Here is a 21,802-nt window from a genome sequence, read left to right on the forward strand (position 1 = left end):
TCAACCCTCGTACCTCGCGGCTCGATCGTCGTTCGGCATGGGTGTGACTGCCGGCCTGATCCCCCGGTAGATCCCCCGCGCCACGATCCAGGGCATCAGCACCCGCTCGAAGGACCACGCCGGGAACCGGAATGCGCGGCCGTTGGGGGCGAACACCTCGAGCCCGTCGGGCTGGATGCCCAGCACCGATCCCCACCGCCGCGTCGGCGCGCGGTAGGCCTTGAGCGTGCCGCCGTCGAAGAACGCCTGCACGTTGCGGGCCAGCAGGCCGTCGGCGCGGTTGCGCGCCGAACTGCGCAGCGGGTCGGTGGCCGCCACGTCGCCGATCGCGAACACCTCGGGATGCCCGGGCACCTGCAGCGTCGGCGTGACGCGGACGAAGCCGTTCTCGTCGAGCACCTCGGCGGGCAGCCATCCGGTGTTCGGGGCCACCCGGCCGATCGCCCACAGCACCGCATCCGCGGTGGCCGGGGGCTGGCCGGTGTTCCAGTGCACCGGCTCGCTGGTCAGCGCGGCGGGGGTGAACCCGGGCCCCAGGTCGGCCCGGTGCCCAGGATGCAGGCCGACACCCGCGTCGATCAGCCTGCGTTGCACCGTCTTCCACGTCCGCGGATGATGCCCGACCAGCGCGCGCTCCCCCGGGTAGTACAGGTCCACCCGCGTCCCGGGCCAGGTGGTGGCGATCTGCGCGGCGCTGCTGACCGCCGCGGCGCCGCCCCCGACGACGATCACCGACCGGGCGGCGGCGAGCCGGTCGTGCGGGTCACGAAGATCGGCATCGATCTCGTCGGCGCCCTGCAGCGCAGGGGTGCGCCAGAAGCCGTTGCGCACCCCGGTGGCGATCACCAACGCGTCGTAGGGCACCTGCTGTGCCGACCCGTCGGCGAGTTCGACCAGCACGCAGCGTGATTCGAGATCCAGACCGGTCAGCGTACCGTGCACGGTGGTGACCCCGTCCAGCCCGCGGAACCGGCCGAACGGAATCCAGTTGTGCCGCGCCCACTCCTGCGGCCGGGCCAGCCGCCAGCCCAGCTCCTGACCGCTGACCAGACCCGGCTTGCTGGAGATCCCGGTGACCTGCGCGTGGCGGGCCAGCTTGATCGCGGTGAGCACCCCGGTATCGCCGAGGCCGGCGACCACCACCCGTGTCACGCGCGCACCTTCGCCGGCGGCCGGGGCACGAAGCGGGACACCCGGTCGACGACGGCCTGATAGCCGGGCCGGCGTTCCAGGCTGCGCTGCTCCATCATCGGGATGCTCGCCCCGAGGAACATCGCCAGCATCGCCGCCGCGCCCGCGAACAGCCACCACGCCGTCGGTGCGGCGGCCAGCCCGAACAGGGCCAGCGCGAACCAGAAGCCGAACTCCCCGAAGTAATTCGGGTGCCGCGACCACGCCCACAGGCCGCGGTCCATCACCTCGCCCGGTTTGCGCTCGCGCACGAACCGGTGCATCTGCGCGTCGGCGGCGAATTCCAAGGCCACCGCGGCCATTCCGAGCACGAACGCGACGATGCTCAGCCACACCAGGCCGCGGCCCGGCGTCGTCACCGCGACGTAGACCGGCACCATGCCGAGGAACACCTGCAACGTCGGGATCAGGTGGATGGCCACCAGATCGACCACGGCCTCCCAGCGGCCCGCCCGCTCGCGGAACATCGGGTAGCGCCAATCCTCGTGGTGCAGACCGGGAAACGCATACACCCAATTGCCGGTGAGCCGCACCGCCCAGACGACCACCAGCACCGCGACCAGCCAGCACCGCAGTGGGTCACCGTCGCCCTGACTCCACCAGTAGACGAGCAGCAGCGGCGGGATGACGCTCCAATACGCGTCGTAGAAACTGGAATTGCCGTAGGCCCGGCTGAAGGCGAACACCACGAGGGTGGCCAGCACGTCGGCGATCAGCGTGTCCAGCCAGAGCCGGCCGGTGTCGGGACCCCACACCAGCCAGGCCGCCCCGACGGCGACGGCCAGCACGTAGGCCACGACGACGATCGTCAACGAGCGCGTCTTGCTCACCGGGGTCACCCTAGCCGGACGCGGAACGTCGTCGGCCAGTACTTGCCGGTCAGCAGGAACTCGTCGCCGGAGACGTGGGCGATGCCGTTGAGCACCTGCGCCGTCGGCGGGATACCCCGCGCCCGCAGTCCCTTCGCGTCCACGACGAGGTCGACGGCCCCGGTCGCGGGGTCGATCCGCACGATGGTGTCGGTGGGCCACACGTTGGCCCACACCCGGTCCCCGACGCACTCGAGTTCGTTGAGGCCCGTCACCGGCCGGCCGTCGCGGGTCACGTCGACCCCGCCGGTCTCGGTCAGGTCCGCCGGACTCTGGAAGCGCAGCCGGGCGGTGCCGTCGCTGCGGATCAGCCGGTCGCCGTCGCGGCACAGCCCCCAGCCCTGTGGATTCAGCGGGACCTGCCGGATCGGGGTCAGTGTCGCGCGGTCCCACTCGACGGCCACGCCGTCGGTGTAGGTGAGCTGCCAGATGCGGTCCCCGACCACGGTGACCCCCTCGCCGAAGAACGGGCCGGGCATGTCGACGGCGCGTCGCACGGCACCGGTGTCCGGATCGAGTGTGCGGAGCTGCGAGGTGCCCACCTCTCCGGTGCCCTCGTAGAGCACGCCGCCGTCGATCTCGAAGCCTTCGGTGAAGGCCATCGGATCGTGCGGCATCTCGCCGAGGACGACGGGCTCGACGACAGGCACCGCGGTGGTGGGGACCCCGGGTTCCGGGTCGGGCTGGGCCTGCGCGCCGGGGACGACGGTCGCGACCGCCAGGACGGCCAGCGCGAGCCCGGCCCATTTCTGCCGTCTGGTCATACCGACGTTCTACCGTGCGACGATGGCCCGGTGAAAGCGGTCAGTTGTGTGCACGGCTCCCTCGACGTGGTCGACCTGCCCGATCCGGCGCCCGCGGAGGGCCAGCTGGTGCTCGACGTGCTGCGCTGCGGTATCTGCGGATCGGACCTGCACGCCAGGAATCACGCCGACGAGCTCACCGAGGTGATGGCCGAAGGCGGCTACACCGACTTCATGCGCAGCGACACCCCGGTGGTGATGGGCCACGAATTCAGCGGCGTGGTCGCCGAGCGGGGACCCAAGGTGGGCAAGGAGTTCGCGCCGGGCACCACGGTGGTGTCGTTCCCGCTGCTCCGGGCGCACGGCGGGGTCCACCTGACGGGCCTGTCGCCGCTGGCGCCGGGCGCCTACGCCCAGCGGGTGCTGGCCGAGGCGGCGATGACGTTCGCCGTGCCCAACGGCTTGGATCCGGCGACGGCCGCGCTGACCGAACCGATGTCGGTGGCCTACCACGCGGTGCGGCGCAGCGAGATCTCCGGTAGGGACGTCGCGATCGTGCTGGGCTGCGGGCCCGTCGGCCTCGCCGTGATCTGCCATCTCAAGACCCGGGGCGTGCGCACGATCGTCGCCAGCGACTTCTCCCCCGGCCGGCGCGCGCTGGCCACCCGCTGCGGCGCCGACATCGTCGTCGACCCCGCGGTCGACTCGCCGTACGAGGCGGTGCCCGCCAAGCAACGCGGGCTGACCGCCCTGCCCGCGCTGTACGAACTCGGCGTGGGATCCATGGAGAAGTTGCGCAAGGTGCCCGGCTGGTCGCACGTCTACCGGGTGGCCGACCGCCTCGGCGGCACGGCGCCGAAGCGGCCGGTGATCTTCGAGTGCGTGGGGGTGCCCGGCATGATCGACGGGATCATCAGAGCGGCCCCGCTCGCGTCGCGGATCATCGTCGTCGGCGTCTGTATGGGCGAGGACCGGATCCAGCCCGCCGTCGCCATCGGCAAGGAGGTCGACATCCGGTTCGCGTTCGGCTACACGCCGCTGGAGTTCCGCGACACCCTGCACATGCTGGCCGACGGCAAGCTCGACGCCTCGGCACTGGTGACCGGCACGGTCGGACTCGACGGCGTCGCGGCGGCCTTCGACGCCCTCGGCGATCCCGAGACGCACGCCAAGATCCTCATCGACCCGGCCAGCGCCGCCGTCACCCCCTGACGCGTCAGAGCGGGAGCGCCTCGTTGGCCGAGTCCAGGTGTTCCACCGTGGTGAACACCAGTTCGGTGTCGCCGACGTTCTCGATGTCGTGGAGCAGGTACTCCCCCGCGGCGAAGTGGAAGTGCCGGGTCTCGCCGGCGCCGTAGGACACCTCGCGGGTGGTGCCGTCGGAGGTGTGCTGCCTGCTGCGCCCGGCGTTGACCGCCGTCCAGAAGTAGTCCAGCACGTGCCGGTGGGCGTGCCACCGCTCACCGGGCGCGAGCCGGATCTCCCACACCCGGACCCGGTCGTTCTCGCTGAGCAGCCGTGAGCCGACGTGTCCGTCGTGGGCGTGCGTGGCGAACTCGGCCCGCAGCTCGTCGCTCCAGCCGTCGAAGTCGGTGCCCACCAGGGTGCCGGCCAGCGGCGCGTCGGTCAGGAAGTCTCGGGTACTGGTCATCATCTCTCCTCGAGGGGTTATCGGCCCGGGCCGTACAGGCCGAACCGGTTGTCGGGGTCGCCGGGCACCCAGGTGCAGTCGACCTGCGAACGGGTGCCCATCTCCTTGACGCGCCGCAGCAGCCGCTGGGCGAGCTCCAGCTGGCCGGGCTCCCATTTGGCCAGCGCTTCGGCGATGTCGGCGCTGTCGGACAGCGCGTCGTACAGCGCCCACGCGTTCGCCGCGGCCTTGGCCGTGCCGGCCGCCGCGTGCGGGCGCGCCGCGCTGGCGGCGTCGCCGACGAGCGCCACCCGCCCCATCGCCATCTGGGAGGCGCCCACGTCGTAGACGGCCTGCAGGTACGGCGCCTCGGTGCGCAGCACCACCTCGGCCGCTGCGGGTGCGAGCACTTCTGTTGCTGCCGAGCGCATCTCGTCGATGAACCGGTCCTGCACCTGCCCGGGATGCAGTGACACCCCGGCGACGAACCCGCGCTTGTCGGTCATCAGCTCGTCGAGCTGGTGACCTTCGGGCACATTGCGGTACCAGACGTAGTTGAGCAGCCGTTCCCCGACGCGCAGGCCGCCACCGGGAGCCGGGATCGGGTAGACATTGATGTGCGTGTGCGGCCCGACGCTGTAGGTGATCGAGTCGTGCAGCAACTCGAACGTCTCCGGGGACACCTCACGCTCGGGCACGGTGCCGCGCCAGCCGACGTAGCCCGAGTACTCCAACGTCGATCCCGGCGCGATGCGCCGCCGACTCGGCGAGCCGATGCCGTCGGCGAACACCACCAGGTCGGCGGTCTCCCGCCGGCCGGAGGCGAACCGGACCTGCACGGAGTCGGCGTCCTGGTCGAACCCGGCGGCGTACTCGCCCAGGTGGTAGTGCCCGGTGCCTGCCCAACGATCGAAGTCGGCGAGCAGCGCGCGATAGAACGTGCCCCACGACGTGTAGCTCCACGGCGCGTTCTCGCGGTGCAGCAGCGCGTTGTCCTGGCCCAGGTACTGGACGTAATGCGTTGACGTACTGACCGTTTCGGGGTGCTGGTCACTGCACTCGGTGAACCACCGCAGGGTGTCGGGCTGCAGCACGATGCCGCCGCCGCGCCCGTCGAGGTCGGTCGGGGTGCGTTCGTAGACGTCGACGTCGAAGCCGAGGCGCCGCAGCAGCAGCGCGGCGGTCAGCCCGCCGATCGATCCGCCGATCACGAGCGCCCGGTGACCGCTCCACGTGTGCTTGTCGGTCTCACTCATCGTTCTCTCCTGTGTCGAGCCCGAGGAACGCCCGGGCGTTGGCCTCCAGTGCGGCGTCGTCGATGCCCGCCGCGTGCGGGAGCTGCAGAGGGTCGGGGGTGCCCATGTCGAACGGGTAGTCGCTGCCGCACATCAGCCGACCCGGATCCGCCTGCGCGCGCAGCAGATTCAGCGTGGGCACGTCGTGCGTGAGCGTGTCGAACCACAACTCGCCGAACATCTGTCGCGGCGGGCGGGTCCCGGTGCCACGCACGTCGGCCCGCTGCTGCCAGCCGTGCTCCCAGCGCCCGACCAACGCGGGCGCGCAGCCACCGCCGTGCACCAGGCAGATCCGCAGCGACGGGTAGTCGTCGAGGACGCCACCGAGGGTCAGAGCGGCTGCCGCGGTGGCGGATTCGACGGGGTTGCCGATCAGGTTGGCCAGGTAGTGCGACGACCATTCGGGCCGCGGCAGCTGCATCGGGTGCACCAGCACCGCGAGGCCGAGTTCTGCGGCAGAACCGAGGATCTCGCGCATCGGTGCGACGTCGAACGACGTGGTGCCCAGCAGTGGCGGTACCGCGATGCCGCGGATCGTCTCGGTGCCGGCGAGTGCCTCCATCTGCTTGCGGGCGGCCGCCGGGTCATGCAGGGACACCAGGCCGAGACCGATCAGCCGGCCGCCGCTGTCGCGGCCGATTTTGTCCAGGTCGTCGTTGAACGTTCCGACGAACTCGTCGATCCCGTCGGCCTCGGCGACCGGGAACGCGAACGGCGGCGCGGACAGCACGCGGGCGCCCAGGCCGGCGGCGTCGGTGTCGGCGAGCACCCGGGTCACGTCGCTCATCGCCTCGGTCCGGATGGACAGCGGGAGGTCGCCGAGGTGCAGTTCCCCGTGGTGGTCGCGCAGCGGCGGCAGCGGGGAGCCGGGCGCGAGCCCGAACAGGTGCTGCGGCAACCAGTGTGCGTGGACGTCGATCGGTCCGGGGCGCAGGCTCATGCCGCGGATCCCATCGCCTCGAGCGCCTCGAACCGCGCCAGCACCTCGGCCTGCAGGATCGCCACCGCCGGATCGGAGGCGCGGCGCGGGCGGGGCAGGTCGACGTCGATGATCTCGTGCACCCGGCCGCCGGGGGCGAGCACCACGATGCGGTCGGACAGCTGCACCGCCTCGGTGACGTCGTGCGTGACGAACATGACCGTGCGGCGCGACTCGAGCCAGATCCGCTCGAGATGCTCGCGCAGCGTGCGGGACGTCATCGCGTCGAGGTGGCTGAAGGGTTCGTCCATCAGCAGCACGTCGGGTTCGACGGCGAACGCGCGGGCGATGCCGATGCGCTGCTGCTGTCCGCCGGAGAGCTGCGCCGGGAACCGGTCGGCGCAGTGGCTGAGCCCGACCAGGTCGAGGTAGTGCCGGGCCCGGTCCTGCCAGCCGTCGCGCTCGTGTTGGACGAAACCGAGGTTGGCCATCACGGTGCGCCAGGGCAGCAGCCGCGGGTCCTGGAACACGTAGCCGACGCGAGCGTCGCGCGCTCCGGCGCGCAGCGCCACCGTGCCGGAGGTGTGCGTCTCGATGCCGGACACGATGTTGAGCAGCGTGGTCTTGCCGCTGCCCGACGGGCCGACCACGGAGACGAACGTCTCCCCGGATATGGTCAGGTCGACCTCGTCGATCACCCGGGTGACGGCGCCGCGGCGGTCGGTGAATTCCTTGACCAGACTCTGGATTTCGATGGAAGCCATGGGTTGTCTCGCTTTCTAGACGGTGCGCCAGCGGGTGGCGTAGCGCTCGATGGGGCCGAGGATCAGCAGGTCGGCGACGACCAGCAGCAGGATGAACACCAGCACCCAGGCCAGGAAGCCGTCGAGCTGGTTGGCGTCGTACCAGTAGCGGGCCCGCCAGCCCACCCCCGAGGTGGAGCCGAACCACTCCGCGAGCAGCAGCCCGTTCCAGGCGCTCATGATCGCGAAGCGCACCGCGGCCACCGTGGAGCCGGCGACGGCCGGGGCGACGATCTCGCGCAGCACCCGTTGCCGCGACACCCCGAACGACCGCGCCATCAGCACCAGGTCGGCGGGCACCGCGCGGGTGGCCTTGGCGATGTTGACCACCACGAACGGCAGGCCCGACAGGAACACGGTGACCACCGGGGTGAGCCAGCCGAAGCCGAACCACATCGTGGTCAGCAGCGCCCAGATGACCGCGGGGATCGCCAGGCCGGCGGCGGTCAGGTCGGAGAACGCCAGATCGGCCAGCCGGGACAGGCCCATCAGCACACCGATTGCCGCGCCCACCACCAGCGCGGCGGCCAGGCCGAGCACGAACCGGTTCATGCTGATCGCCAGGTTGCCCCACAGTTCCCCGAGGGCGGCCTCGGAGCCCAGCCGGGCCACCGACTCCGTCAGCGAGGGCACCCGGTTGCCGAAGACCACCGCCAGCTGCCAGGCGGCCAGGATGGTGGCGACGGCGGCCAGAACAGCGGTGGCCGAACGGGTCTGGCCCTTCAGCTGGTGTCGCCACGCCTGCGCAGCGGTCACGGTGGTCATACGAGTTCCTTCCGCCAGGCGAAGAAGCGGTTCTCCAACGCGGCCAGGCCGCGTTCGATCAGCACCATCGCGATGATGAAGAGCGCGGTCCACGCGAGCATGTCGTCGACGCGGAATTCCTGGTAGGCCTTGCGGATCATGAAGCCGACGCCGCTGCTGGCGCCGAACACCTCCGTCAGCGCCTCCACCTTCCACGCCATCGCGAAGCCGTACCGGACGCCGGCGAAGACGAACGTCGTCACGGCCGGCAGGTACAGGTGCCGCAGCACGTCGGTGCGACTGCGCCCGAAGGCGTGGCACATCGACAGCAGCTTGCCGTCCACCGACCGCACACCCTCGGCGACGTTGATCGCGATGAACGGTAGCGCCACCAGCGCTGAGACCACGATGGGTCCGCCGGCGCCGACGCCGAAGATCAGCAGCCCGAACACCGCGTAGGTCAGCCCCGGCATGTTGCCGAGCACGAACAGCGGCAGCGAGAAGTAGGACGTCATGAATGTCGAACGCCCCATGGCGAATCCGATCACCAGACCGCCCGCCATCGCGATCGCGAAGCCGGCGGCGATCTTGGCGATGCTGGCCGTGAAGTTGGTCAGCGCCTCACCGGAGGCGACGATCGCGACCACCTGCTCGGCCACGCCGGCCGGCCGGGGGACGATCGGATCGTCGATCCAGGCGGCGACGGCCGCCCAGCCCGCGAGGGCCAGCAGCAGCGCGGCGCCCGACGCCAGCCACCGCACCGTGGCGACGGAGCCTCGGCGGGCACGGCGTCCGGCGGGTGCCGGCGCGGTCCGCGTATCCGGCAGGGCGACGGTCTGGGTCACGGCTGGACTCCTTGGGTCGGCAGGAACTTCGGATCGGTGATGTCGTCGCCGATGACGCCGGTTTCCCGCATCAGGTCGAAGATCGAGCTCTCGTCCTCGGCCCACTGCGGGTCGAAGCGGACCTCGTCGACCACCCAGTCATGTTCGGCGACATAAGCTTTCATGAACGCGATGTCCTCGGGCGTGGCGACCGCGAAGTGCTGGGGATAGCGTTCGATCATCTCGTCGCGGTGCGCCTGCCATTCGGCCAGGCCGCGGTCCCACAGGTCGAGGAAGGCCGACACCTCGGCCGGGTGTGCGTCCACCCAGTCCTTGCGGGCGACGAACACGTTGCCCATCGGGCCGTCGTGGCCGGGCGCCTCGAGCTCGGCGAACAGGTCGGCCGAGGACTTCCCGTCGTAGAGCGGGCGCACCGAGCCGTCCCGCAGTTCGCGGGCGGACAGGTCGGGGTAGCAGATGCAGGCGTCGATCTCGCCGCGCGCCAACAGGTTCGACAGGTTCTGGATGTCGGCGACGATCACGTCGAAGTCGCCGTCGACGAGGTTCATGTCGTGCATCCGTTTGACCAGCGCGCTCCACACGAGCGTGCCCGACACCGTGGTGAACACCCCGAGGCGTTTGCCCCGCAGATCCGCCAGGGACTGGGCGGGATCGTCGGCGCGGACCAGGATGCGGCTGCGTTCGGCGTTGTACCGGCCGATGATCACCGTTTCGCGCCGCGTCTGCTTTTCCAGGCCGGGCACCTCGAACGAGGCGGTGGAGATGATGTCGGCGTGGCCGCCGGCGAACAGCCCGAACTCGTCCCACGTGGCGCTGGTCTCGATGCGGTAGCCGGTCTCTCGCTGCCAGGCCTCGACGACGCCGGTCTCGTTCATGTAGTCCCAGATCGGGTCGGGCGCGAACGTGAAGCGGATGACGCCGTCTTGCGCCGTGCGCGACGACGCCGGGCCGCCCAACCCGGCTGAGCACCCGGTGCTCAGGACGAGCGTCGCGATGGCGAGGACGGCGAGCGTCACCCGCCGCCAGGGTCGATTCGTGGGCCTCACCGGCTACCTCCTTGGTCTGTGACCGCGGTCACGACACTCACTGTGCGGGTGGGAGCCGATGCGATGCAATGTCTTGACAGACACACTTACTCTGATTCCTATGTCACCGACGACACAGGATGCGGCGCGGCCGCTCGAGTTCTGGCTCGGCGCGCTGGCCGACATCGGGGAAGCCGTCGGCGGCGACGAACCGGTGGCGGCGGTACTCGACCGGGTGGCGCAGACCGCGTGCACGCTGCTCGACTACGACTTCTGCGCGGTCTTCCTGCCCGATGCCTCCCGCACGGCGCTGACGATCGTCGGCTCGCACGGGCTGTCCGGCGACTACGTCGACCAGGTCAACGCCGATCGACCCATCCTGCTCGACGTGCGCGGTGAGCAGGAGGCGCCGACGAGCATCGCCTACCGCACCGGCGAGGTGGTGACCGTCGAGGACATCGACCGCATGCCCCACTTCACGTGGAGCGGCGTCGCGCACGAACAGGGCTACCGGGCGCTGATCTCGGTGCCGCTGCGGCGGGCCGGAGCCGTGGTCGGGGCGCTGAACGGTTATCTCGCTCAGCCGCACCGCTTCGACCGCGCCGAGATCGGGCTGGTGAGCACACTCGCCACCCAGGTCGCCATCGCGCTCGGCACGGCTCAGCTGCGCGCCACCGAACAGGCCACCATCCGGGAACTGCAACGCGCCGAGGAGGTGCACACCCTGCTCACGGCGACCGCGCTGCGCGGGGAGGGCGTGGCCGGCGTCGCGTCGGCGCTGGCCGAGCTGCTCGACCGCCCGGTCCGCATCTCCGACGTCTACGCCGAGCAGCTCGCCGCCGCGCGCTGGCCCGCGGATGCGGCAGTCGAAACCCACGACACCACGGTGACCGACGTGATCCTCGACGGCGCCGCCGTCGCGCGGATCCACGTACTCGCCGCCGACGCCGAGCTCTCCGGCCTCGACGTCCGGGCGATGGAGCACGCCGCGGTGGTCACCGCGCTGGAACTGCTGCGTGCCCGCACAGCCGCCGAAGTCGAACAGCGCCTTCGTGGTTCGCTGGTGGCCGATCTGCTCGGCTCCGACGCGGCCGGCATGCCGCTGTTCCTGGAGCGGGCCCGCCGGCTCGGCTGGGACCTGACGGGCGGGCAGACGCTGATCGCGCTGCGCGCCAGGGACAGTGAGCGTCTTCTGAGCGCCGCGGACAGGTTCTTCGCCCGCGCCGCACCGCGGCCGCTGTCCGCGGCGCACCGGGGAGACCTGGTCCTGATCTGGCCCGCCGCCGCGAAGACCACGGGCTTCTCCGGTCACGCCGTCGAGATCGCCCGGCGCCTGGTCGATCACCTCACCGGCACCGGCGTCGTCGAGCACGCTCACGCCGCGGTGTCGGCGGAGGTGAGCGCCGACGAACTCCCCGCGACGTACCGGACCCTGCGCGGCGCACTGGATCTGGCCGGCGACCGCGCTGCGTCGACGGTGATCGACCTGACCGACATCACGATCGATCACCTGCTGCTCGAGCTCGGTGACCCGCAGCGGCTTCGGCAGTTCGCGATGTCGGTGCTCGGCCGGGCCGCCGAGTACGACCGCAACCGCTCGACCGAGCTGCTCGACACCGCGCGGGTGGTGCTCGACACGGGGCTGGACCGGCGGGCCGCCGCGGCCCGGCTGCACCTGCATCCCAACACCGTGGCCCAGCGGATGCGCCGGCTCGAAGAGCTGACCGGCCTGCAGCTGTCCCGGCCCGCCGACCTGCTGCAGCTCACCTCGGCGCTGACGGTCGCCCGGATCGCCGCCCTGGGCTGACCACCTGCGCGCCGGTCAGCGGGAGAGGGCGTCGATGGCGCGGTGGATCCTCTGCTCGCTGACCGGGCGCGGGGTGCCGAGCTGCTGGGCCCACAGGCTCACCCGCAATTCCTCGATCATCCACGCGATGTCGCGCACGTCGTCGGCCGCGGCGCGCGCGGGTGACAGCGCGGAGACGACGTCGTCGTAGGCGTCGCGGACGGCAGCCACTCGGTCCATCCGCTCCCGGTCGGCGCCCAGCCCGTGCGGTAACCGCTCCAGCCGCCGGTTCACCGCGATCAGGTAGCGGGTCAGGTCGGCCAGCCGTGACGCTCCGGCCGCGGCCACGAAACCGGGAGGCACCAGACGGGCGAGCTGGTCGCGGATGTCGGCGATCGCGGCGGCCTGCGCCGCGGTGGGGGTGTCGGGCAGGGCGAGCTGCACGTCGTGCAGCGCGGCGATCACCTTCCCGGCGCGCCGCAGCACGTCGAGGGTGGTGGGCACCAGCGCCTCGGCCGCCCGTGCCCGGGCCTGCTCGAATTCCGCACGGCGCCAGACCGTTTGAGGCACCAGCACCTGCATCGCGGCGTCGGCGCAATCGTCGACCAGCGCCGTCAGCGATCCGTCTGGATTGCTGCCCAGCGTGAGCCGGGTCCGGGTGTCGAGCGCCTTCTCCACGGCCTTGGTCACCGACGGGCCGGCCAGGCGCACCAGCCGCCGCGTCCCCGCCGGCGCCGCGACCGCCTGTTCGGCCTCGGTGGGAAAGACCTTCACCGACACCGACGTCCGGTCGTCAACCAGCGCCGGGTACCCCCGCACCGTGTGCCCGGACGCGCCCTGCCGCTCGACCACCCGCGGCAGTTCGTCGATGTCGGGCCAGGTACGCAACCCGCTGCGTTCCAGGTCCCCGGCAGCGGCGGCGACGGCGTCGCGGGCCGGTGCCGCGAGCGTGCGCTGCAGCGCACCGAGATCCTTCCCGCGCGCGACGACCGCACCGTCGCCGCCCTCGACCGCGAACGTCACCCGCAGGTGCGGCGGGATCTTCTCCAGATCGAACGCGTCGATCGGCACCAGAATGCCGGTGCGCCTGCGCAATTCCCGCTGCACCGCATCGAGCAGCGGCCCGCTGTCGGGGGTGATCGAGGCCAGCAGTGCCCGCGCGGTGTCCGGCGCGGGCACGAAGTTGCGGCGCAGATCCTTGGGCAGTGACCGGATCAGCGCGGTGAGCAGTTCCTCCCGCAGCGCGGGCACCTGCCAGGCGAAATCGTCGCCGCCGAGGCGGGCCAGCACGTCGACGGGGACGTGCACCGTGACACCGTCGTCGTCGGCGCCCGGGTCGTAGCGGTAGCTGAGCGGCAGCGCGAGGTCGCCGGCCTCCCAGGCGTCGGGCTGCTCGGCGCCGGAGTCGTTGCGCAGCAGATCATCCCGCGTCATGGTCAAAAGGTCGGGCGTGCGGTGCCGCTGCTTGCGCCACCACCCGTCGAAGTGGCGGGCCGACACCACGTCGGCGGGGATCCTGGCGTCGTAGAACGCGAAGATCTCGTCGTCGCCGACGAGCAGATCGCGGCGGCGGGCCCGCTCCTCGAGTTCGGCCAGTTCGCCGCGCAGCCGGGCGTTGTCGGCGAAGAAGTGGTGCCGGGTGCGCCAGTCCTGCTCCACCAGGGCGTGCCGGATGAACAGTTCCCGCGCGACCGGAGGGTCGATCTGGGCGTACCCGACCCGGCGCCGGGCCACCAGCGGCAGCCCGTAGAGCGTCACCCGCTCGTAGGCCATCACCGCGCCGCGCTCGGCATCCCAGTGCGGCTCACTGTGACTGCGCTGCACCAGATGTCCGGCCACCCGTTCGACGGTCTCCGGGTCGATGCGCGCGGCGGTCCTGCCGTAGAGCCGGCTGGTCTCGACGAGGTCGGCCACCACCACCCAGCGCGGCGGCCGGCGGGTCAGCACCGAACCGGGCGCCAGCACGAAGCGGGCGTTGCGCGCGCCCTGGAACTCCCGGGAGTCACGTCCCTTCGTTTCGTCGCGCATCCCGACGTGTGACAGCAGCCCGGCCGTCAGAGCCGCGTGCACGCGGGCCGCGTCGGCCGGCTCGTCGGACTCGGTGATGCCCAGGTCGCGGCAGATGGACCGCAGCTGCCCGACCAGGTCCTGCCACTCCCGGATCCGCAGGTAGTGCAGGAACTCTTCGCGGCACATCCGTCGAAAGGAGCTGCCGGAGCGCTCTTTTCGCTGCTCACCCAGATACCGCCACAGGTTCAGGAACGACACGAAATCGGAGTGCTCGTCGGCGAACCGCGCGTGCTTCTGACGGGCCGCCTCCTCCTTGTCGGTGGGCCGTTCACGCGGATCGGGGATCGACAGCGCCGCGGCGAGCACCAGCATCTCGCGCACACAGCCCTCGGTCTCGGCCTGCAGGATCATCCGGCCCAGCCGCGGGTCGACCGGGATCTGGGCGAGCCGGCGGCCCAGCGGGGTCAACTCACCGTCGGTGAACGCACCCAGTTCGGTCAGCAGCGCGATGCCGTCGCGGATGCTGCGCGCGTCGGGCGGGTCGAGGAACCCGAATCCCTCGATGTCGCCGAAGCCGAGCGCAGCCATCTGCAGGATCACCGCGGCGAGGTTGGTGCGCAGGATCTCCGGATCGGTGTAGCGGGGCCGCGAGGCGAAATCCTCTTCGGAGTACAGCCGGATGCACACCCCCGGCGCGGTACGCCCCGAGCGGCCGGCGCGCTGCGCGGCCGACGCCTGGGAGATCGGTTCGATGGGCAGCCGCTGCACCTTGGTGCGGCGGCTGTAGCGGGAGATCCGCGCGGTACCCGGGTCGACGACGTAGCGGATGCCGGGCACGGTCAGCGACGTCTCGGCGACGTTGGTGGCCAGCACGACGCGCCGCCGGGAACGGCTGGGAGAGAACACCTTCTGCTGTTCGGCGGTGGGCAGCCGCGCGTACAGCGGCAGCACCTCGGTCTGCTCGCCCAGGTCGGCCCGCAGGGCCTCGGCGGTATCGCGGATCTCGCGTTCGCCCGACAGGAACACCAGCACGTCGCCGGGCGGTTCGGCGGCGAGTTCGTGCACGGCGTCGACGATCGCCTCCGTCGGGTCGCGCAGTTCGGTGCGGACCACCTCGTGGTCGGGGTCGTCCGGATCCCCAGACCCATCACGGCCGTCGGTCACCACCGGCACTTCCAAAGGGCGGTAACGGATTTCGACGGGATAGGTGCGGCCGCTCACCTCGAGGATGGGCGCCCCACCGAAATGGGCCGCGAACCGCTGCGGCTCGATGGTCGCGGAGGTGACGATCACCTTCAGGTCGGGCCGGCGCGGCAGCAGCTGGCGCAGATAGCCCAGCAGGAAGTCGATGTTCAGGCTGCGCTCGTGGGCCTCGTCGATGATCAGCGTGTCGTAGCGCAGCAACCGGCGGTCGCGCTGGATGTCGGCGAGCAGGATGCCGTCGGTCATCAGCTTGACCAGCGTGCGATCGCTCGCCTGATCGGTGAACCGCACGGTGTAGCCCACCGCCTCCCCCAGCGGGGTGCCCAGTTCGTCGGCGATGCGCTGGGCGACCGTGCGCGCGGCCAGCCGGCGAGGCTGGGTGTGACCGATCGTGCCGCGGATGCCGCGGCCCAGTTCCAGACAGATCTTCGGCAGCTGCGTGGTCTTGCCCGAGCCGGTCTCCCCCGCCACGATCACCACCTGATGGGCGGCGATCGCGGCCGCGATGTCGTCGCGCCGCTCGCTGACCGGCAGATCCGGATAACTGATGGCCGGCACCGCGGCCTCCCGGGTGGCGACCAGCGCCTCGGCGGTCGCGAACTGCCGGGTCAGCCGCTCGAGCTTGGCGGCGTCGGGCGAGCGCACCGTGCGCAGCGTGCGGCCCAGCCGCGCCGCGTCGCGGATCGTCAGGCCGTCCAGCCGTGCGCGCAGCGCACGCACCTCGGCGGAGGTCGAATCGGGCATGTCAGGCGGCGCCCACCGTCGTCAGACAGAACGGGTGGCCGGCCGGGTCGAGCATCACCCGCCACAGCGCGGGCTGCGGCTGCTCCGGGGCCTGGCGCGCGCCGAGCCCTTCGGCGGCCGCCACGGCCCGGTCCAGGTCGTCGACCGACACATCGAGGTGCATCTGCTGCGGGCGGTCCCCCGCGGGCCACGTCGGCGCCACGTAGGGATCGACCCGCATCAACGCCAGGATCGCCGCGCCGTCAGTGATCGCGACGACGCCGCCGTCGGGCGTCTCGACGACGCGCCGCATGCCGAGCAGCGCGGCGTAGAAGTCCGCGAGCTCAGCCGGATTCGGGCAGTCGATCGAGGTTGCGCCCAACCTGCCGACCGGGAGATGCGCCGAGGTCATGGGGTCCACTCTGGCACGCTGCGCCGACGGTCGGCGCGAGCGCTCGGGTACGCAGGAACAGCACGGCCGCGGCGAGCGCGACCTCGAGCACCGCCACGACCGTGGCCGGATGCAGGGAGGCGGCGCCGGCCGCCCCGAGACCGCCATGGTGGTGACCGGCCGGCATCGGCAGGTGCGCACCGATCATCGCCAGATTCATCACCGCGACCAGCACCCACGCCCGCACGGTGTCGCGGGTCAGCAGCTCGTAGGCGCAGAACAGGCATCCGGCGACCATCGCCACGGTCAGCGCGGCCAGCCACGGGCTCGTCACTCCGGGCAGGGAACCGCCGTGCAGCACAGCCGAACCCACGGCCAGCAGCGCGGCGGCCCAGGCGACGATCGGCCTGCTCATACCCCAGTAGACCGCACCGGGGCCGAAAACTCAGCGCGAACGTCAGCCGCGGTCGGGCGCCCAGTGCGCCAGCATCTCGGCGAAGGTCTGGAACGCCGGGGTGTTGACGCCGTAGGTCGCCTCGAAGTGCACGCTCAACGGGAATCCGAGCTCCCCGACCCCGTCGACCACCCGCTTGTACAGGTCGACCATCAGCTTGCGGCGTTCCACCGGTTCCGCACCGGCCAGCCTCTTCACGAAGTCCTGTTCGGCGGCGACGGCGGCGTTGCCCGGATCCTGGATCAGCCAGTTGATCAGACCGACCTGGGTCTCCACGGCGGGCACGAAACCGAACGACAGCAGGATCTCGGGCCGGTGCTCGGTGGTCGCGGCGAACTGGGTGAGGAAGTCGACGATCGTGTCGGAGTACAGCAGCTGCGTCATGCCGTAGGTGGCGCCGCGGTCACACTTGAAGGTGAAACGGCCCTGCTCGCCCTCACGGGTCGGGATGAGGATGACGCCGCGGTTGGCGACGACCTCGTCGAACATCGTCAACGCGTCGGTGGGCGCCACGCCGGAGCCTTCACCGTCGTTCAGCGTACGGGGCACACCGACGAATGCGATGCCGTCGAAACCGCTGCCGCCGAGTTCGGTCAGCCGGGCCCGCAGCGTCGGTTCGTCCATGAACGCGGTCACCTGGGTGCACAACCCCCGGACACCGGGCAGCTCCGGCTGGATCATCTTCCAGAACTCCAGCACGTCGAGCTTCGGCTTCATCTCGAGCGGACGATCGTCGTCCTCCTCGATCATCCCGGGGATCATCACGTGCCGGACCCGGCCGCCGACCCCCGCCTCCGCCGAACACCGCAGCACCTTCTCGGCGTCCTCGAGGGCCTGCTCACGTCCCCGGTCGACGTTCGGCGGCACCAACTCGAGAGCGATGGTGTTCAGGCTCACAGCGTTGCTCCACATCTACAGATCACAGGTCCCGGCGGCCGGCCGACGCAGCTCGTCAGCCCGCGATTCCCCCACCGCCGGCGAGCAATCACCATACCGAGCCACCCCCGGTCGAGCGCGCCGCGCACCACCCCGCGGCCCACCGCCGCCGCGTTTTCCGCTTACATGGAGCCCAGATCCCTATGAGAAATCCGTCCCGTCACCCTGTCACCGTCGCTGTCACCCTCGTGCTGCTCGGGCTCGTCGCCGTCCTGGCCGCGGCCTGCACCGGGCTCCAGTCGCCACCGGGGTCGACCACGACGTCGGGAACCTCGGGCACCAAGCCGTCGTCGCCGTTCGACCCCACCACCACCGCACCGCCCCCGGGGCTGGCCGGTCCGTTGCTGGCGTACCGCGCCGCCGACGAGATCGGCGTCGTCGAGGGCACGAGCGTGATCGCGACCGCGTCGGGCGCGTTCACCCCGTCCAACGATCTGCTCAGCACCGAGGACGGCCGCTTCGTGTTCGCGCGGACCGTCGACAACCAGTTGGCGACCATCGACGTGCGCAACCGGCGCGGCGCCACCCGCCAGATTCCGGTGGGGCCCGCGCTGGGCACCGCCGGCGGTAGCGCGATCGTGTGGTGGGAGCAACCCAACCGGTTGATGCGGCTCGACCTGTCCGATGCCGCGGCGACGCCGCAGGTGATGCAGACCGTCGACCTGCCGCCGGTGCCGCAGGCCGGCGACCCTCGGCTGATCGTGGCGCGCGGCGGCACCGCGGTCCTCGCGCGGGTCGAGGGGGCGCCCACGCCGTTCGGCGGCCCGGACACGCTGTACGCCGTGCGCGGCCCGGGGGCGCCGACCTCGCTGGGGCAGGCCGACGCCAACAGCCCGGTGGCGGTGGCGCGGCTGAGCCCGGACGGCGCCGCCCTGGCCTACGCGCTGTACCGCGCCACCGGGGATGCGTGCGGCACCGCGGCGGTCGTGCAGTCCGACGCCGACGGCAACCAGCAGACCTTCGACGTCGCCGGCGCCGACCCCACCGCGGGCTCCCGGATCACCAAGCTCTGGTGGCCGAACGAGGGCGCACCGAAGCTCAGCCTCACGACGTGGCGGTGCGGGCAGCCGCAACTCGATCCTCCGGTCGTCTGGCAGCTCGCCGGGCAGCAGATCGCACAGGTCTCACCACCCACGTCGGCGCTGCAGACCGCCGAGGTCACGCCCGGGCAGCGGGCGCTGATCCTGCCGCACAGCGACGGCTACACCGAGCCGGCGGGCGCGCTGGTGTTCGAGGAGAGTGCGCGCCGCATCCCGATCAAGGACGACGTCGACGCCATCGCCGTCATCGAACCCTCTCCGTAGGCTGAACAGATGAGCATCGCGCTGCAGGACACGTTCGTGCGTGACCTTCCGGAGCTGGCGGTGCGCTGGCAGGCCGAGCAGGCGCCGAATCCGACCCTGCTGGTGCTCAACGAGCCGCTGGCCGGCGAGTTGGGTCTGGATCCGGCGTGGCTGCGCAGCCCGGAGGGCCTGGGCCTGCTGGCCGGCACCGAGGTCCCGGCCGGCGCGACACCGGTGGCGCAGGCGTACGCCGGGCACCAGTTCGGCGGTTTCGTCCCGCGGCTGGGTGACGGGCGGGCGCTGCTGCTGGGCGAGCTCGCCGACGCCGACGGGCGGGTGCGCGATCTGCATCTGAAGGGGTCCGGCCGCACCCCGTTCGCCCGCGGCGGCGACGGGCTGGCCGCGGTCGGCCCGATGCTGCGCGAGTACGTGATCAGCGAGGCGATGCACGCACTGGGCATCCCGACCACCCGCTCGCTGGCCGTGGTGGCCACCGGCCGCCCGGTCTACCGCGACACGGAACTGCCCGGGGCGGTGCTGGCGCGCGTCGCGTCGAGTCATCTGCGGGTCGGCAGCTTCCAGTACGCGTCGCTGGTCGCCGGCCACACCGGCGACCTCGGTGTGCTGCGGCGCGTGGCCGACTACGCGATCGCACGGCACCACCCGGACGCCGCGGACGGCGATCAGCCCTACCGCGCGCTGCTCGAGGCCGTCACCGAGGTGCAGGCCGACCTGATCGCCCAGTGGATGCTGGTCGGCTTCGTGCACGGTGTGATGAACACCGACAACATGACGATCTCCGGCGAGACCATCGACTACGGGCCGTGCGCGTTCATGGAGGCCTTCGATCCGCAGACGGTGTTCAGTTCGATCGACAGCATGGGCCGTTACGCCTACGGCAACCAGCCGGCGATCGCCCTGTGGAACCTGGCGCGGTTCGCCGAGGCGCTGCTGCCGCTGTTCGCCGAGGACCCGGAGGACACCGAGACCGCGGTCGCGATGGCCGAGGAGTCCCTCGGCAGGTTCCGGACCCGCTACGAACAGCGCTGGGCCGACGGCATACGCGCCAAACTCGGGATCCCCGGCGCCGCGGCCGAGCAGGCCGACGCGTTGGTGGCCGATCTGCTGGGCCAGATGCAGCAGAGCCGGGTCGACCACACGTCGTTCTACCGGCGGCTGGCGGCGGCGGCCCGCGGTGACGCCGAGCCCGTGCGCGGTGAGTTCGTCGACCTCGTCGCGTTCGACGCCTGGCTGGCCCGCTGGCGCGAGCTCGGACCGGATCCGGCCGCGATGGACGCGGTCAACCCGATCTACATCCCGCGCAACCATCTCGTGGAGGAGGCGCTGACCGCGGCGACGGACGGCGAGCTCGGCCCGCTGCGCGCGCTGCTGGACGCGGTGCGGTCCCCGTTCGAGGAACGGCCCGGTCTGCAGCGCTACGCCGAACCGGGCCGGGAGGAGTTCTCCGCCGGGTTCAGAACCTTCTGTGGGACCTGAGCTCACCGCGTACCGTGGCGACGTGAGCGCCAACAGTGCCAGGCTCGGCCTGCAGGATCTGCTGTTCATCTACGGCGAGACGTCGAGTTCGAAGATGCATGTGGCCGGCCTGTTGCCGTTCACCCCGCCCCCCAATGCGACGGTCGAGTATCTGCGCCAGATGATCGCCGACGCACGGGAGCGCGAGGTGACCCGGCCGTGGAACCTGAAGCTCGCCCACCCCCGGCTGCAGTTCAGCCCGCTGCACAGCTGGGTGGTCGACAAGGACTTCGACTTCGACTACCACGTGCGCCGGTCCGCGCTGCCGAGCCCCGGTGACGAACGCGAGCTGGGCATCCTGGTGTCGCGGCTGCACAGCAACCACCTCGACCTGACCCGGCCGCCGTGGGAACTGCACGTGATCGAGGGGCTCGAGGGCGGCCGCTTCGCGCTGTATCTCAAGATCCACCACGCGCTCGTCGACGGCTACAGCGCGATGCGCATGCTCAGCCGCAGCCTGTCCACCGACGCCGAGTCGCGCGACACCCGGCTGTTCTTCAATGTGCCGCTGCCCGAACGCAAGCGCCCGCTCCCCAGCACCGAGACGGTCAATCCGATCGCCTCGACGCTGCGGGCGCTCGGCGGGCTCTCCTCGACGGTCACCGGCGGAGTGAGCTCAGCGGTCGACCTGGCCACGGCCGTGGTGAACACGCAGATCCGGCGCGACGGCGAGTACGCCCAGATCTCGGGTTCGGCGTCGGCGCCGCACAGCATCCTCAACGCGCGCATCAGCCGCAACCGGCGCTTCGCCACTCAGCAGTACGACTTCGACCGGCTCAAGAAGCTGAGCTCCCAGCACGGGGCGACCATCAACGACGTCGCGCTGGCGATCCTGGGCGGCGGGCTGCGGACGTTCCTGGCCGAGATCGACGAGCTGCCGGACCGCTCGCTGATCGCGTTCCTGCCCGTCAACGTCCGGCCCAAGGGCGACGACGGCGGCGGCAACGCGGTGGGCGCGATCCTGGCGCCGATGGGCACCGACATCGCCGACCCGGTGGAGCGGCTCGAGGTGATCACCGCGGCGACGAGGGCGGCGAAGGCGCAGCTGCAGACGATGTCGCCGACGGCCATCATCGCCTACAGCGCCGCGCTGCTGGCGCCGGCGGGCGGCCAGATCGCCGGCGCGCTGACCGGCATGCAGACGCCGTGGCCCTACACGTTCAACCTGTGCGTGTCCAATGTGCCGGGTCCGCGGGAACCGTTGTGGTTCAACGGTTCCCGGCTGGAGGCCACCTATCCGGTGTCGATCCCGATCCACGGCATGGCGCTGAACATCACCCTGCAGAGCTACGCCGACACCATGAACTTCGGGTTCGTCGGCTGCCGCGACCGGCTGCCGCACCTGCAGCGCCTGGCCGTCTACAGCGGCGAGGCGCTCGCCGCGCTCGAAAAGGCTTCCGACAGTTGATGCCCGCC

Annotated in this window: 19 protein-coding genes; 5 read left to right on the forward strand and 14 right to left on the reverse strand. The window is 71.4% G+C overall.

Annotated features, from left to right (window positions below):
* The 3 genes from MCHLDSM_RS24015 to MCHLDSM_RS24025 are packed head-to-tail and all read right to left on the reverse strand — an operon-like array spanning window position 1 to window position 2,824.
* Entirely contained in the window at window positions 1-1,152 is a 1,152-nt protein-coding gene (locus MCHLDSM_RS24015; RefSeq protein ID WP_048472309.1) for an FAD-dependent oxidoreductase, read from the reverse strand.
* Window positions 1,149-2,021, reverse strand: coding sequence for a DUF1295 domain-containing protein (locus MCHLDSM_RS24020; RefSeq protein WP_048472927.1), 873 nt, complete (start codon window positions 2,019-2,021; stop codon window positions 1,149-1,151). The genes MCHLDSM_RS24015 and MCHLDSM_RS24020 overlap by 4 nt, the downstream gene beginning before the upstream one ends.
* Window positions 2,022-2,026: 5 nt before the next feature.
* Window positions 2,027-2,824: a glutaminyl-peptide cyclotransferase gene (locus tag MCHLDSM_RS24025; RefSeq protein ID WP_048472310.1), complete on the reverse strand. Its 798-nt coding sequence runs from the start codon at window positions 2,822-2,824 to the stop codon at window positions 2,027-2,029.
* 30 nt (window positions 2,825-2,854) lie between these two features.
* Here MCHLDSM_RS24025 and MCHLDSM_RS24030 point away from each other — a divergent pair, with 30 nt between their 5' ends.
* A complete protein-coding gene (locus MCHLDSM_RS24030; protein WP_048472311.1) occupies window positions 2,855-4,015 on the forward strand; it encodes a zinc-binding dehydrogenase in 1,161 nt (386 codons plus the stop codon).
* Window positions 4,016-4,019: 4 nt separating this feature from the next.
* On the opposite strand, the gene MCHLDSM_RS24035 is transcribed toward MCHLDSM_RS24030, so the two are convergent.
* From MCHLDSM_RS24035 to MCHLDSM_RS24065, 7 genes are read right to left on the reverse strand one after another with little or no spacing between them, the layout of a single operon-like run.
* A complete protein-coding gene (locus tag MCHLDSM_RS24035; RefSeq protein ID WP_048472928.1) occupies window positions 4,020-4,454 on the reverse strand; it encodes a cupin domain-containing protein in 435 nt (144 codons plus the stop codon).
* A 17-nt stretch (window positions 4,455-4,471) separates the two neighbouring features.
* Window positions 4,472-5,689 carry an FAD binding domain-containing protein gene (locus MCHLDSM_RS24040; RefSeq protein ID WP_048472312.1) on the reverse strand — a complete coding sequence of 406 codons (1,218 nt, stop codon included), beginning with the start codon at window positions 5,687-5,689 and terminating at the stop codon, window positions 4,472-4,474.
* Window positions 5,682-6,668 carry an amidohydrolase family protein gene (locus MCHLDSM_RS24045; protein WP_048472313.1) on the reverse strand — a complete coding sequence of 329 codons (987 nt, stop codon included), beginning with the start codon at window positions 6,666-6,668 and terminating at the stop codon, window positions 5,682-5,684. Before MCHLDSM_RS24045 ends, MCHLDSM_RS24040 begins: the two co-directional genes overlap by 8 nt.
* A complete protein-coding gene (locus MCHLDSM_RS24050) occupies window positions 6,665-7,411 on the reverse strand; it encodes an ABC transporter ATP-binding protein (protein ID WP_048420214.1) in 747 nt (248 codons plus the stop codon). Before MCHLDSM_RS24050 ends, MCHLDSM_RS24045 begins: the two co-directional genes overlap by 4 nt.
* A gap of 15 nt (window positions 7,412-7,426) precedes the next feature.
* Window positions 7,427-8,215, reverse strand: a complete 789-nt coding sequence (locus tag MCHLDSM_RS24055) for an ABC transporter permease (protein ID WP_048472314.1) — start codon at window positions 8,213-8,215, stop codon at window positions 7,427-7,429.
* Entirely contained in the window at window positions 8,212-9,039 is an 828-nt protein-coding gene (locus MCHLDSM_RS24060) for an ABC transporter permease (RefSeq protein WP_048472315.1), read from the reverse strand. The genes MCHLDSM_RS24055 and MCHLDSM_RS24060 overlap by 4 nt, the downstream gene beginning before the upstream one ends.
* Window positions 9,036-10,085 carry an ABC transporter substrate-binding protein gene (locus MCHLDSM_RS24065; protein WP_048472316.1) on the reverse strand — a complete coding sequence of 350 codons (1,050 nt, stop codon included), beginning with the start codon at window positions 10,083-10,085 and terminating at the stop codon, window positions 9,036-9,038. Before MCHLDSM_RS24065 ends, MCHLDSM_RS24060 begins: the two co-directional genes overlap by 4 nt.
* Window positions 10,086-10,185: 100 nt before the next feature.
* Between MCHLDSM_RS24065 and MCHLDSM_RS24070 the strand changes: the two genes are divergently transcribed.
* A complete protein-coding gene (locus MCHLDSM_RS24070) occupies window positions 10,186-11,871 on the forward strand; it encodes a helix-turn-helix domain-containing protein (protein WP_048472317.1) in 1,686 nt (561 codons plus the stop codon).
* 15 nt (window positions 11,872-11,886) lie between these two features.
* On the opposite strand, the gene hrpA is transcribed toward MCHLDSM_RS24070, so the two are convergent.
* The 4 genes from hrpA to MCHLDSM_RS24090 are packed head-to-tail and all read right to left on the reverse strand — an operon-like array spanning window position 11,887 to window position 17,528.
* Window positions 11,887-15,807, reverse strand: a complete 3,921-nt coding sequence (gene hrpA, locus MCHLDSM_RS24075) for an ATP-dependent RNA helicase HrpA (RefSeq protein ID WP_048472318.1) — start codon at window positions 15,805-15,807, stop codon at window positions 11,887-11,889.
* Window position 15,808: 1 nt separating this feature from the next.
* Window positions 15,809-16,168 (reverse strand): VOC family protein, encoded by a 360-nt coding sequence (locus MCHLDSM_RS24080; RefSeq protein WP_231507979.1) that lies wholly within the window; start codon window positions 16,166-16,168, stop codon window positions 15,809-15,811.
* Window positions 16,131-16,592, reverse strand: a complete 462-nt coding sequence (locus tag MCHLDSM_RS24085; RefSeq protein ID WP_063840653.1) for a hypothetical protein — start codon at window positions 16,590-16,592, stop codon at window positions 16,131-16,133. The genes MCHLDSM_RS24080 and MCHLDSM_RS24085 overlap by 38 nt, the downstream gene beginning before the upstream one ends.
* Before the next feature lie 42 nt (window positions 16,593-16,634).
* The gene (locus MCHLDSM_RS24090) at window positions 16,635-17,528 is read right to left on the reverse strand and encodes a mycobacterial-type methylenetetrahydrofolate reductase (protein WP_048472930.1); all 894 of its coding nucleotides are present in this window, start codon (window positions 17,526-17,528) and stop codon (window positions 16,635-16,637) included.
* A gap of 182 nt (window positions 17,529-17,710) precedes the next feature.
* Between MCHLDSM_RS24090 and MCHLDSM_RS24095 the strand changes: the two genes are divergently transcribed.
* Genes MCHLDSM_RS24095 through MCHLDSM_RS24105 form a run of 3 tightly spaced genes read left to right on the forward strand, consistent with a single transcriptional unit; the run spans window position 17,711 to window position 21,794 of the window.
* Complete coding sequence (locus MCHLDSM_RS24095; RefSeq protein WP_048472320.1) at window positions 17,711-18,871, forward strand: hypothetical protein; 1,161 nt, start codon at window positions 17,711-17,713, stop codon at window positions 18,869-18,871.
* Window positions 18,872-18,880: 9 nt separating this feature from the next.
* Complete coding sequence (locus MCHLDSM_RS24100) at window positions 18,881-20,347, forward strand: protein adenylyltransferase SelO (RefSeq protein WP_048472321.1); 1,467 nt, start codon at window positions 18,881-18,883, stop codon at window positions 20,345-20,347.
* A gap of 22 nt (window positions 20,348-20,369) precedes the next feature.
* On the forward strand, window positions 20,370-21,794 hold the full coding sequence (locus tag MCHLDSM_RS24105) for a WS/DGAT/MGAT family O-acyltransferase (RefSeq protein ID WP_048472931.1): 1,425 nt from the start codon (window positions 20,370-20,372) through the stop codon (window positions 21,792-21,794).
* Window positions 21,795-21,802: the final 8 nt, after the last annotated feature.

The sequence above is a fragment of the Mycolicibacterium chlorophenolicum genome, from assembly GCF_001044235.1.
GTDB lineage: Bacteria > Actinomycetota > Actinomycetes > Mycobacteriales > Mycobacteriaceae > Mycobacterium > Mycobacterium chlorophenolicum.